8 protein-coding genes and 1 tRNA gene are annotated in these 12,991 nt (G+C 67.2%); 4 read left to right on the top strand and 5 right to left on the bottom strand.

Features of this window, described 5'->3' with window-relative positions:
* Nucleotides 1-56: 56 nt before the first annotated feature.
* The 5 genes from OHS33_RS15655 to OHS33_RS15635 form a co-directional block, all read right to left on the bottom strand.
* A tRNA-Arg gene (locus OHS33_RS15655) sits at nt 57-129 on the bottom strand.
* Nucleotides 130-251: 122 nt separating this feature from the next.
* Nucleotides 252-1,823 (bottom strand): hypothetical protein, encoded by a 1,572-nt coding sequence (locus OHS33_RS15650; protein WP_330331016.1) that lies wholly within the window; start codon nt 1,821-1,823, stop codon nt 252-254.
* Nucleotides 1,813-2,670 (bottom strand): hypothetical protein, encoded by an 858-nt coding sequence (locus tag OHS33_RS15645; RefSeq protein ID WP_330331015.1) that lies wholly within the window; start codon nt 2,668-2,670, stop codon nt 1,813-1,815. Before OHS33_RS15645 ends, OHS33_RS15650 begins: the two co-directional genes overlap by 11 nt.
* Nucleotides 2,671-3,111: 441 nt before the next feature.
* Nucleotides 3,112-3,750, bottom strand: coding sequence for a hypothetical protein (locus OHS33_RS15640; protein ID WP_330331014.1), 639 nt, complete (start codon nt 3,748-3,750; stop codon nt 3,112-3,114).
* Nucleotides 3,751-4,057: 307 nt separating this feature from the next.
* On the bottom strand, nt 4,058-4,573 hold the full coding sequence (locus OHS33_RS15635) for a type IV toxin-antitoxin system AbiEi family antitoxin domain-containing protein (protein WP_330331013.1): 516 nt from the start codon (nt 4,571-4,573) through the stop codon (nt 4,058-4,060).
* Nucleotides 4,574-4,976: 403 nt separating this feature from the next.
* On the opposite strand from OHS33_RS15635, the gene OHS33_RS15630 reads away from it, so the two are divergent.
* The 4 genes from OHS33_RS15630 (at nt 4,977) to OHS33_RS15615 (ending at nt 12,878) form a co-directional block, all read left to right on the top strand.
* Nucleotides 4,977-5,324, top strand: a complete 348-nt coding sequence (locus OHS33_RS15630; RefSeq protein WP_330331012.1) for a helix-turn-helix domain-containing protein — start codon at nt 4,977-4,979, stop codon at nt 5,322-5,324.
* A 1,345-nt stretch (nt 5,325-6,669) separates the two neighbouring features.
* On the top strand, nt 6,670-10,458 hold the full coding sequence (locus OHS33_RS15625; RefSeq protein ID WP_330331011.1) for a golvesin C-terminal-like domain-containing protein: 3,789 nt from the start codon (nt 6,670-6,672) through the stop codon (nt 10,456-10,458).
* A gap of 846 nt (nt 10,459-11,304) precedes the next feature.
* On the top strand, nt 11,305-11,874 hold the full coding sequence (locus OHS33_RS15620; protein ID WP_330331010.1) for an RNA polymerase sigma factor: 570 nt from the start codon (nt 11,305-11,307) through the stop codon (nt 11,872-11,874).
* Nucleotides 11,871-12,878 carry a CU044_5270 family protein gene (locus OHS33_RS15615; RefSeq protein ID WP_330331009.1) on the top strand — a complete coding sequence of 336 codons (1,008 nt, stop codon included), beginning with the start codon at nt 11,871-11,873 and terminating at the stop codon, nt 12,876-12,878. The genes OHS33_RS15620 and OHS33_RS15615 overlap by 4 nt, the downstream gene beginning before the upstream one ends.
* Nucleotides 12,879-12,991: the final 113 nt, after the last annotated feature.

Genomic DNA, 12,991 nt, shown 5'->3' with positions numbered 1-12,991 from the left:
GGGGCCGAATGGAGCCCTCCCTGGGGAGAAACCCCAGGTCAGCGCGTTACGTCCTGTGCCCTCGGCAGGATTCGAACCTGCGACACCGGCTTTAGGAGAGCCGTGCTCTATCCCCTGAGCTACGAAGGCGGGCCTTGCGTGAAACGTGGCTGAATACTCTGCGTGAGTCTCCGGCTCGCCTCGGCAAGATCCTGGGCTGCCGCAAGGGCAGCCCAGGGACAGGGTAGCGGATCAGTGGGGGGCTCTGCGGCTCAGTTGTCGGGGGACCGGGCGAGGCCTTCTGCGGTCTCGGCGTCCGCGTCGGCGTAGGTGGGGTCTTCTCGGTAGCGGGCCGCGCTGGTGGCGTTCTGGGCGAGGAGGAAGCCGAGGATGACGAGACTCTGTGCGTCGGTACCGAAGGCGATCATGCGGCGGTTCCAGAGGGAGCGGTCGAGCTGGGAGAAGCCGGACTCGGTGTCTTCGCGGCCGCCGTAGAGGGTCTGGTGGGTGCTGGTGGCGTCGGGGATTTGGAGGAGGTGTTCGGCGCGGTGGAATCCGGTCTCGGTGTCGCTCTGGCCGTCCTCACGTTCGCCGGGGGTGGTGGTGATACCGACGGGCTCGCGGTGTTCGTGGGCGCCGCGGGGGCAGGGGACGGCGAGCAGGTGGTACCAGCGGTGGGCGTTGGGGCTGCTGCGGCGTTCGAGCTTGCGGATGGGCAGTGGTAGGAGGGTGGTCGTGCCGGTGTCGAGGAAGACGCGTTCGTGGGCGCGTCCTTTCTTGGACCACAGTTCGTGGCGGCAGCGCCCGTAGTCGAGGGTGCGCAGATACCGCGGTTTGGCCCCCTTGTGCTGCTTGTTGATGAGGAGCTTGCCGCGGCGGGCGATGACGTCACGGTGCATGCCGCGGAAGGCCCCGTCGTAAAGGACACCCATGCAGCCTTCTGCGGCGTCGAGGATGGCGCAGGCGAGTTTGAGGGCTACTGCGGCTTCGCCGCCCTCTTGGTCGTGGGGAACATGGCTGTAGCGCAGGAAGACACGCCGGAAGTAGCCGCGGTGGCGTGTGGAGAACACGACGAACTTGCTGCCCAGAACCATCGTGCCGTCCGCGTACCTGCTGCCCTTCGGGTCCTTGGTCCCTTGGCCGGTAGTCGCGTCTCGTGATGCCGCTGCGCCGCTCTCGTCCTGCTCGTCCCGCTTGCCGCCGCCTTCCTTCTGCCAGGCAGCGGCGGGGTCGACGCGGTGGCTGCGGCGCACGCCGTTCTCGTCGACGCTGTAGGGAACGGTGGAGAGGGTGGGGGACTTGGCCACAGTGCCGTCGCCGGCGATGAGCTGATGGCGGCCCGGGTTGCTCCAGGAACGACGCTCCTCGGGAGGCAGGAGGCCTTGGCGGAGGGCTTGGGCGAGGGCGAGTTCCGCGAACGTTTCGGAGAGTTCGTTCAGGTGGGGGATCAGGAGGGTGCTCTGAGCGTGCTGCCACTGATGACGAGTGGGTCCGACCTCGGGCAGGCTCCGCGCCTCGTCCCTGCCGAGGTGGTGGGCCACGCCCTTGCGGATCTCCTCCCAGACGGCTTGGTCGCGGAGTTCGCCGGCGCAGTAGCGGGCAGAGCCGTGGATTCCGCGCAGGGCGAGGAAGAGCAGGTAGACGTACGGCGGGAACGCGGGAGGGCGTCCCACGCGGGGGCCGCCCGTGGTGTCGAGGGCGGTGGTGAGCCGGTAGACGTCTTCGAAGAAGGCGACGTCCTTGATGCGGTGGGAGACGGTGCGGATGTCGGATTCCAGGGCCCGGCGTGCGGCCTTCTTGCGGACGGTGCGCGGGACGGGGTCGCCGAAGAGGTCATCGGGCATGGCGTCCGGCCTGCCTTTCTGCGGTCGGGATCTGCCAGTCGTGCCCGATGAGGGCGGCGGCGCTGTCCAGGGATGCCATGCCGAGGTGCCGGGCGGCGGCCTCGATGCGGCCGGTGCGTGTGAAGGTCTCCCAGCCTGCGTAAGCGGTGATGGAGGCAGGGCGCACTGCCCGATCGGCGGCGAGCCCGATCTGTTTGAGGAGGTCCCGCAGGGCGACGCACACCCTCGCCTGGACCTGCTCGTCCGATCCGGCCCGTCCGGAGACCGCGAACGGGGGCTTCCCAGATGCGGTGCTGGGCTCCAAGCACCCTCTACGGGCCGCCAGTACGCGAAGGCCCCAGGTGTCCAAGGGGCACCAGCGCGGGATGGTCTTGGTCGAGCCGTGCATCCATACACGATGGCCGCCGGGGTCGACGTCGGCGGGGCGGATGTGGCCGATCTCGCCGCTGAATCCGCCTGCCAGGGCGAGAGCGGCCGCAGCGGCGTGGCGGGTGGGACGCTCGACGAACTCGGCTGCGCGGCGCAAGGCGATGGTCTCGTCGTCGTTCAGAGGGCGGGTCGACCCCTTGACCCTCGGTGGCAGGTCGATGCGCCAGGTTGGGTCGGTCTCGATGAGCTGGAGCTCACGGGCCACGGTGAAGCACATCCGTAGGACGCTGCGCCGGAGGTGGCGGGTGGCGATCGCGGCCGGTGCGACGTGTCCGTGCCGGGTGCGGCCGTGGGCATCGATGAACGCGGCGGCCAACGACTCGCCGACGGCACGGAACTCCCGCACCCCATGGGCGGTGGCGAAGTACTCGAACCGGTTCAGGAGTTGGCTGAAGCGGCCGAAAGTCTGCTCCGACATCTCACCTTGGGCGACCAGGTCCTGCCAAGCATCCAGCACGCGAGCGAGGCCGGCGGGAAGGGAGGTCTCACCAGGCATGGAGTGCGGCCAAAACAGCAAGATGGAATGCGGCTGGGGTGTCGGACACGGGACGGCCTCCACATGGTTGGTGCGAACATGCACCACCATGGAGAGGGGGGAGCGGGTCCGCAACAGGAGGACGCCGCAGGAGTGAGTGCTACGGCCATGCGGCCGAAGAACTGATGTGTGATCAGCGGACTGGGCTTGCTGGTGTGATGCGCATGCCTACTGGTTCCTCTCGGTCGATGGGTGCCATGCTGGTCGGCATGGGTGGATGGCGAGGGGATCGAACCCTCCGCGTGCGGGTCCAGAGTCCAGACGCGGACACCAGCCGCCACCCTGGAGGCGCCGGGCCGGCCTCATGCCGGTCCGGCGCTTCACTCAGGCGACGGGAGCGAGGGCGCCGCGTAGGGTCTGCAGCACACCTTCGAGGAAGGCGACGTATCGCGCGTCGGGCAGTTCCTGGATCTCACGGAGGGTCAGACCGAGCAGGAACGCGGGGTCGGGCTCTTCCCTTTCCGTCCTGGGTTTCGCCTGGGCTGGGCCGGCTGAGCCGGGTTGCTGGGCCTGACCGGGAAGGTGGATGTGCAGGCGGTCGTCACGCTCGACGGTCAAGCCGATGACTAGCCACTCCACGAGGTACACGCCCCGCATGGCATGGCGGCTCAACCCGGTGCGCAAGAGGCGCGCCAGCTCTTCTTGGGGCAGTGTTCCGTCGGCCAGGCACTTGGCCGCAGCGGCGGCGGACCAGTGGGCCTGCATGAGCGGGCGGAGCACGAGCCGGGCCTGGGTGGAATCCCGCGGCCACGCCTCGGCGAACGCGCGCCCCTGATCGGTAAGCGCGTACCTGCCGCGCCCCGGCTCGGTCAGCCCGACTTCGCCCAGGAACGCCATGCTCTCGCTCACCGTGTCCGGACTCTTCCCGATGCGTGCCGCCACGGCCGCGCGGGTGACCTCTTTGCCTTCAGCCCCGAGTCCCGCGAGGGCGACGACAAGCCGGATCTGCTGGGCGGGACTCATCCGGACGGTGGGCAGGGCGCGGTGGGGTGATCGCGCCCTGCCGTCGTGGCCGGGTCGCGTGGCATCCGCCGGTGCGCTGGGAGGTGGCCAGCTCGTACTGGAATCGGCGTGGGAAAACATAGACATGGGAGCCCAATCTCGGCCGCTCGGGGCCGAATTCTCGCAGAGCTCTCGCATCGTCTGGAGTTGGCCTTTAGAATGGCCGTGATACGTGAGCCCAAAAGAACGCGTGTCCATGTGCCGCCGATTGGTTCCGACGCCTCGGCGGCACTCGCGCGTATAAACGCCTATGTGCTTAAAATGTCCTCTACGCATCATCTCCTCGGGTGCTGGAGGGAATCTCGTAGACGCCGCGGTCGAGCCGGGCCAGCATGCCCGCCTTCACCAGGCGGGTGAGTTCCGGCCCGATTCCGGTCCTCGCGATGTCCGGGCGTGTGCGGACAAGGTGTTCGACGATCTCCCTGCGGGTGAGGCGGCGCCTGCTGCCAGCGAGGGCGATTAGTTCGTCCCCAAGGGTTCGCTTCCCACCCTCGGGGCCGGTCGGGCCGGGGTCGCGATCACCGGCTTGCCGCTGTGTCGCGTGCGGCAACAGCTCTTCAGCCGCCAGCGCCACCCGCTGTGAGATCGCGGCGCGGGCGTGCGCGGACTCGAAGTCCGAGCGGGCGGACGCCAGCTCACGCTCAGCCCGTGCGAGGCGGTCCTTCACTACCGCGAGCCGGGCTTCGTCGTCAACGGCCAGACGCCTCAGCTGGTCAAGGACACCCTGTGCCCGACGTGTACGCATGAAACACCTCCCCGCAATTCCCTTGACCGGGATTTCCATTGAGCGTATCGACTGCCCCATCGCCCCGGTAGGGCATCTCTGTAATTCCCTCACGCGAAGCTGCAGTTGGACGTGCGGAAAGAAATCGAACGAGTGCTGGAAGTTGTGGCCTGGGCTTCGCTGGAATGTGATGTTTCACAAAGTCGCCCCTTTCCTGGCCTGCGCATTCTTTCTGAGTCCTCAGCTACCCAGAGTCAGTGCGGCAAGCACGTGCGCAGTGGGGGCGCACGGGAGTGAAAGGGAGAGGGTGGCGCCCCGCCGGAGCTGGTGCGCTGTCGGGCGGTGATGAGCATCGCTCGCCCTGCGCGTCGCAGCGTTTCGAGATGCTGAGGGTGAGAAGCTGACATCGGGGCATGTATGCACCATTTTTGATCCATTCCATCGAACAGGGAGGGGAGCGTGGATGGGTGCATGGGATGATCCCGGCATGCCCCGGAGCAGTAACGACAAGGTGCCGCACACGTATATCGCCGACGGCACCTGGCCGCACGCCGCTCTCTCGCCCGACGCCCCCGTCAGTGCCCACTACGCGCAGGCCTTGGCCCGCAACCTCGAGCGCGCTGTTGCCGCCAGTGGGCAGAGCCTGCGAACGCTGGCAGAGGCCACTGGAATCAATCACACGACGATCAGCCGCGTCCTGAGCGGCAAAGTGCTGCCCGATGCGGGAACCCTGGCGCGTCTGGAGGTCGCGCTTGGCTTCCAGATCTGGCCCGGCCTCGCCGCGTTGCCGCCCGTTCCCCCCGCGGAGTAGGGCCTGACCCGTGGTCGGACCCCGCCCGGCCCACTCGGCGCGCGTTGCGCCGCGCTGCGGTCTACGGTCATCGCTATGGGCATGTATGCACCGATGGTGCGGCGGGACGTGTTCCTCGCGTGCTTCGATCCGCTGCACCGAGTGGCGTTGGTTCGGCCCGGCCCTGCGGGTGCGAACAGATCCTGGACCCTGCCCGCGGTGCGGCGGCGTAACGGCGAGCTGCATGCGGGGGCGGCTCGGCGGCTCGCGGCTGCCGTGGCACCGTCCGCAGCGGTTCGCTTCGGACGTGTGACAGGAAGGGTCGAAGCCCCGCGATCCGCCGGCGCCGATCCCCCATCTCGATGGGTTGTCAGTGTCTCCACCGCGCACGTGAGTCCGGCCTCCGCCCTGCGTCCGGCGCCGGGTGTGGCAGACCTGTGTTGGTTTCCACATCTCCAAGTCGCCTATCTAGTCGAGCACTTGGGTATCCCGGATCTGGGTGCGTTCCTCGAAGGGTATGTGGACGGCTGGATCCCGGACGGGCAGATCACCTTGTGCTGACGGCAGTTCGCAGCGCTGCGGACGGAGTTCGGCTGGGCAGTGAAGTCAGTGACGTGGTGATGCTGCCAAGACGAGGCACGCGGCCACTACCGAGACCGAGGCCAGGGCCGCGAGGGCCTGGGATAGCCGCCGAACAGTCCCGTGAGAGCGGTGCCGGTCCAGGGCCGAGGCTGCCGCGATGTGTGCCAACGCGTTCAGGGGGCTGAGGTGGGGCCGATGGGAGAGAGGATCGGCAGCTCGGTGCCTTAGAGGTCTGTGCATCCGCATCCCCGATGACCGCAGAACTGGTCGGCTAGAAATTCACTGCTGCTTCTATCGACTCGGACACTCGGACACTCGGTCACTGACGCTCCCTGCACACCGTCCGCAAAGTGATGCCCGGGGAGAACAGGCCAGTCCGGATAGCCGGATCTTGCTGGCTTGGCTGCAGGTACACCCGATCAACCACGGGGTTGCCCAGGTCAAGCCCGACGGCCGGAGACTGAGCGCCCTTCGCGAGCTGATGCGACCCAGCCACGTGTTGTCACGGGAGTGAACTATGTGGTTGCCGCTCCCTGTTCGAACGGTCTTTTCTGCACCGGACACATTCTCGGTAGGACCGTTGAGGGGTAAGGGAAGAGCGCAGATGCGAAGAGGTAAACAGGGGTGGGTCGCCGCCAGTGCGGTGGCGGTGTTGGCGGTGGGGTTGCTCCCCACCACGTCAGCGTGGGCACAACCCGGCGCGGAACAGGCCGGCACAGCGGTGAACGCGACGGAGTCTGGTTCCTCCAGTAGGTCGTTACCCGGCGGGGACGACCCGTCGAAGGTGGAGCAGCCGGACACTGTGCTGCCGAAGGACTGGCGTACCTCGGGCGACCGGGCGGTGGCTGTGGTCGGTGACGCCGAAGGGCTTCACGTGCTCGCGGCGGACAGTTCCAAGGCCTACCAGTGGCAGGAGGTCGCCGCACTGCGGGAGGACGGCTTCGAGAGTGACGCCTGGATAGGCAATGTCTGTGTCACCGGCTCGGGCAAGCGGGCGGTGGTCGCCTATGCTCCCCGGTCGTTCACCAACAAGCCGATGCTGTTCGACCGGGGTGCCTTCGCCGCAGTGGTGGACCTCGAGACGCGCAAGGTGACCAAGCTGAACCGGCAGGTCTCCCTCGCGTACTTCAACCCGGGCTGTGGGACGGGGGAGATCGCCGTGCTCACCCAGGCCGCCGATCAGGAGACGGGCAAGACCCGGCTTCTGAGCCTGGATGCCGCGGCGGGGAAAATCACCTCAGAGGTCACGGTCGCTGGGCAGGCGACATCGGCCGTGCCCGGCAAGGACGGCATCATCGCCGCCGTTGGCAATCAGCTCAGCCGCGTCCTGCCCGACGGGCGCAGCGAGCTGCTGACCAAGACGTCCGGGCCCGCCTTCCACCTGCACCCGGACGCCGACGGCGGAATGGTCTTCCTCGAACGCCATGACGAGCAGGTCAGTGTCAAAAGGGTGGCTTCCGCCAAGGTGACCGAACTCGCCAGCGGTGCACTTGGCACGGTGGGCCTGACCGCAGGTACGGAAGGGCGCCTGTATCTGACGGGGGCGCCGAAGGGCAAGCCTGTACTGCCCAAGACCGTTCAGCGGTTGAACGCGGAGCCCGGTAGCACTGTCTCCTCGCACGGCCGCCTGGTGGTGGACACGGCGGTCTCCGCAGGTCTGCGCACGCACGTCTCCAAGCCGCTGACGCCGTACGCGGACGGGGAGAGCGCCCCGTACCGGATCGAGGCCCACACAGCGAGCAGCCAGAAGAAGCTGGCGTTCACCGTCCCCGCCGCCCCCGGCAGCGGCACGGAGCAGCCCTCGCCCGCTCTGGCGGCGGTCGCGGGAGCGGAGAAGGTGAAGCCCTCCGAGGCGGGACTGGCCGCGGCCGGATCGGGGTCCACGCCGTACGACCCCGAGCGGACCTGCTCCATACCCCGTAACGACGCCGCCCAGCAGGCTCTGCAGCCCACGCCGAACCAGGTGGAATGGGCCGCGGACATGGCCATCCGCGGGGAGCTGGGAAGCAGCTGGGTTCCGACGTCGGGCTATCGTTCCCAGGCGGGCCTCGGCGCGCTGAGTCCACCGTCCCAGACGTTCCCGCTGCCCGCACTGAAGGGTGCGCCGGCGGGATCCCGGATCCCCGCCCAGGTGCTGCTCGGCGTCCTGGCACAGGAGTCCAACCTCTCGCAGGCGTCGTACCACGCGATGCCCGGCCAGACCGGGAACCCGCTCGTCGGCAACTTTTACGGCACGAACGTGTACCCCGGCACTCCCGGCTACGACCCGGACAAGATCTGGAGCGTCAACTGGGAGAAGGCCGACTGCGGTTACGGCATCGGCCAGCAGACCGACGGCATGAGCGTCCCCGGCCGGAGGCAGGACGGCAAACCGGACGCGCTTCCCGCCGGGCAGCAGCGGGCCATCGCACTGGACTACGCCTACAACATCGCGATCGCGGCCAAGACCCTGTCCGACAAGTGGAACGAGCTGCACACCCCCGGTCAGACCATCAAGCTCAACAATGACGATCCCAAGGCCGTCGAGAACTGGTTCGCCGCGGTGTGGAACTACAACCTCGGCTTCAACACCGGAGACTTTCTGGGCCGCTGGGGTCTGGGATGGCTGAACAACCCGGCCAATCCCAAGTACCCGGCCGACCGGAACGCCTTCCTCGACAACAACCACTACGCGGACGCGGCCAAGCCACAGAACTGGCCCTACCCCGAGAAGGTCATGGGCTGGGCGGCGTACCCGATCGACACGGGCCGCGCCTACAGCGACGCCGGAGAACAGAACAACAGCAATACGCACGGCTACTCGGCCGCCTGGTGGGGAGACATCGCCTCCCGTACCGCGGCCATCAAGCCGCCCCTGTCGACCTTCTGCAACAGCAGCAACAACTGCACGCCCGGCACACCCACCGTCTGCACGAACGAGGAATGCTACAAGCAGTTCTGGTTCCACTCGGACGCCACCTGGAAGGACTGCGTGGCCGCCTGCGGCCACGAGGCCCTCACCTACAAAACGCTTCGTGCCGAACTCGGACGGGGCAATAGCGGCAAGCCCAACTGCGCCACGAGCGGCCTGCCCGCAGGAGCGCTGATCGTCGACGACGTGGACGCGTCCGTCTCCACCCTGCGCAGCGACTGCGCGAAGCCCTGGACGAACTCCGGTTCCCTCTCTTTGGACTTCGCTCCCACCTCCGGGGCGTCCGTCACCTATGAAGGCAAGGAGGACCTCCACCAAGTCGGCGGCGGTCTCGGCTCTCACTTCTGGTTCACGCACACCCGCGCCAGTGCCAGCCGAATCGACCAGATGAGAATCACGGGCACCTGGACGCTCAACACGCCCCTCGACCAGTGGGCACGGGTCCTGGTCCACCTGCCCGACAGCGGAGCCGAGACACACCAGGCCCGGTACCGCGTCGACCTCGGCGACGGCACGGCCCCCAGAGACCGCTACATCAACCAGAACTACCGATCCAACCGCTGGGTGTCACTCGGCACGTACCGCTTCAAAGGCACCCCGAAGGTGAGCCTCGACAACCAGACCGCGGACGGCACCGCGGACCAGGACATCGCCTGGGACGCCATCGCCTTCCAGCCGCTCGCGGCGAAACCCCAGCACATGGTCGCGGTACTCGGCGACTCCTACACCTCCGGCGAGGGCGCCGGCGCGTACTCCCCTGAATCGGATGCCAACCACGGCAAGCCCAACTGGGACGCATGCCGCCGCAGCAACGACGCCTGGGCCCGCAAACTCACCCTCCCCGGCCAGTCCGCCCCCCTCGGCACCCAGGCGGACACCTTCAGCCCCTCCGCGGAACTCGGATTCGTAGCCTGCTCCGGAGCAATGACCGACAACGTCAGGAGCGGAAACTACAAACCGGGAACCCAGAAGTTCGAAGAGGGACAGTTCCGAGAGATCAACCAAGTTGACTCAGGTGTGCTGTCGAGTGATACGACCCTGGTCATGCTGACGCTCGGAGGGAACGACGGCGGCGGGTTCGCGAACGCCATGCTGGACTGCTCGAGCCCGGGGAAGGACTGCAACGACGACCCGAATTTCTTGCCGTATTACAAAGGCATCGCCGACACCATGATCGTGCATCTGGAGGAGACACTGCAGGACATCAGGAGCAAGGCCCCCGGGGCGAAGATCGTACTCATGGGTTACCCCGAATTGCTCAGCAAGACGGTGAAGTGCTCCGGGTCGCTCTACTTCTACCTGCCCGAGGCCCGGGCCATCGCCGAACTGGTCAACTACCTCGACGGCAAGCAGAACGACCTCGTCAACCAGAAAGCCACCACCGGGTGGAACATCGCCTACGCCAACCCGGTACAGGCGTTCACCGGGCACGGCGGCTGCGACGACCCCGAGTGGATCAACAAGATCGTCGTCGGACCCAACGGGGACGGCGACTTCCACCAGAAGGATCCCGTCACCCAGGCTGGCGGCTGCCTCTACGCGGGGATACCCGTCGACGCCTGCATGAGCCGGGAATCGTTCCACCCCAAATCGGCCGGAACCACCGGATACGCGGCCGTCATGGCCAAGCGGCTCCAGGAGATCGGCTATACAGGCTCGTGATGCGCAGGGCAGGCTCGTCTACGTGACTCCCTTAGACGCACCTGGCTCTCGGCGCCCCCCGTCCGCACGCCGCACGGCGATGCGGGCGGGGGGCGCCGTCCTGCTGCTGCTGGCGGTTCTTGCGTTGGCCGTGGTCGGAATCCTGATCTGGTGGCTGGAAGTATCCCTCCCCAATGTCGCTGCCACGCGCATGCAATGGCAACTCGAGACAGATACCAGGTTGACCAGTCAGGCAATCCAACGCGGGGCGCAGGATGGGGCTCTGACGGATGAGGAGCTCAAAGCCATCTCACCGCAGCCATGGAGCATTCGGCGCACTGATCACGAGATCCGCGTCGCCCGGTTGTTCCCGGGCCCAAAGACGAAGTACCAGTGCTGGTCCTTCACCCTCAAGACGCCCTTGGGACCTGGGACGACCGTGACCACCCAGCGAGACGAGACGGCATGCGACGCGCCTTCGGTCTCGACGCCGTCGCCATCCGGGCACTCTGTGCATGAGTAGCGAGACCGCGTAGCCCGTGTTCTGCTCGCTGGCAACGCCTGCTGATTTCAACTGGCTGACAGATCCCGCGACCACCTTGCACGCGCATGGCTGGTAGGGAACGAACAGCGACACAGCCACGTTGCTGCTGATCCCGAGCCTGGCGGCCCAGGACCAGTACGGCAGACTGACACGGGAATGCGCCCGCCACTCGGGGTGGGGGCGATCATCGCGTCACCCGATCAAGAAGGATGTCTTGGGGAGCGTGGGGCGGGCCCCCGTCCTCCTTGCGCTGCCGAACGCTTCACCCGTTAACGTGAGGCGGATCACATGCAACAGGGTGGGATGTGCGGACACTACTCAGTGTGGACCACCAACTGTTCGCAGAGTTCTACGAAACGCACGCCCGGGCGGTGTACGCGCACGCCGTGCGCATGACCGCAGACTTAGCGGGCGCTGAGGACATCGTCTCCCTCACCTTCCTTGAAGCGTGGCGGCTCCGCGACGCGCTCGACGATGTCAACAGCCAGCGGGCATGGCTCTTCGGTGTCGCGACGAACGTCATGCGCAACAGTCGAAGGGCGGCGCGCCGTCACAGCCACGCTATGACCCGCCTTCCGCCGCCCGACCTCGTACCCGACCCAGCGGACGCTGTCGTGTCCCGGATCACCGACACGGCCCAGGCCGCAGCTGCCTTTGCTGCGCTGGAGAAGCTCAGAAGTACGGACCGCGAGATTCTCCTTCTGTGCGTATGGTCCGGCCTCAGCCAGGAGGAGGTGGCGCAGGTGTGCGATCTGCCTGTGGGGACCGTGCGCTCCCGGCTCTCGCGCGCCCGGGCCCGCCTGCGCAAGCTCGCAGCCGCTCCCCTCACGGAGCCTCAGGCCTCAAGACGCACCACCACCGGGTCCCGAACAGCACGGGAGGGGAAGTTGTGAACGCCGCCGATGACCCGCGATTTGACCCAATCGAGTCCATTGACTTGATCCGGCGTCTGCCCGGCATTTCGGATGCGGATCTGCCGTTCCATGGAAAACACCGGATCAAGGAGCACCTGATGCGCGAAACGGCTTGGGAGGCGTACCCCGCCCCAGCGCGGTCCCGCCGTCGATTGATCCTGCTCGCTGCTGTCGGCGCCGCGACCTGTGCGGCGATTCTGGCCGTCACCCTCGGCGTGAGCGGCTCCAACGAGCACCTCGCCGTCGCACAGACTGAACCGGCGGCCGTTCAATTGCTGGATCGCGCAGCGCTGGCGGCGCAGGCGGCCCCCGCTCCGACCGTCCGCGACGGGCAGTTCCTCTACACGAAGACAGCCGGACACTCCACGTCCCTGTCCGAGACCGCGAATGGCGGAATGGCAGCCGCCGCTACAGATGAATCGGCGGAGCGCTGGGTATCCGTCGACGGATCAGACGGCACCGTCACGCGCACCGCCCGGGGAACCTCGACGGACCCGGCAGGAGGCAAGGGCAAGGCAAATATCAACGGTCCCACCTACCGCTTCCTCGAGGGCCTCTCAACCGACCCCGACAGGCTGCTGGAGACGATCTACGCCGACGCCCGACTCAACCACGGCGAGGGCTCCGGATCGACCACCGGCCCCGATCAGGAAGCCTTCGTCGCCATCGGCGACCTGCTGCGGACGGTGGAGGCCCCGCCCGGCGTAAGCGCTGCCCTCTACCGTGCTGCCGCCCGGATTCCCGGCGTTGTACTGGTTCCTCAGGCAACGGACGCGATCGGGCGGCCGGGAGTTGCAGTTGCTCGGGTTCACAACGGTGAGCGGACCGAGTGGATTTTCGACACGGTGAGCATGCGTCTCTTGGGTGAGCGCACCGTGCTGCTCAAGGACAGCGCGTGGGGGAAGGCCGGGGCGCCTGTGACCTCTGTAGCCATCGTCGCCCGGGGCGTCGTGGACAAGGCCGGTCAAGTGCCAGGCCAGTAGCGTCTGGGTTCAGGCCAAAGAAGTCGAATGGGTGTCCGACTCGCCGCAGGGGATGCGATTGAGTGATCTCGGTCACATCCTAACGGTCTTCTCTTGGCTAGCTTTCTGGCGGC

It is taken from the genome of Streptomyces sp. NBC_00536 (assembly GCF_036346295.1).
GTDB lineage: Bacteria > Actinomycetota > Actinomycetes > Streptomycetales > Streptomycetaceae > Streptomyces.
Note: the sequence above shows the minus strand (reverse complement) of the source record. Positions and strands in the feature narration are given on the sequence as shown.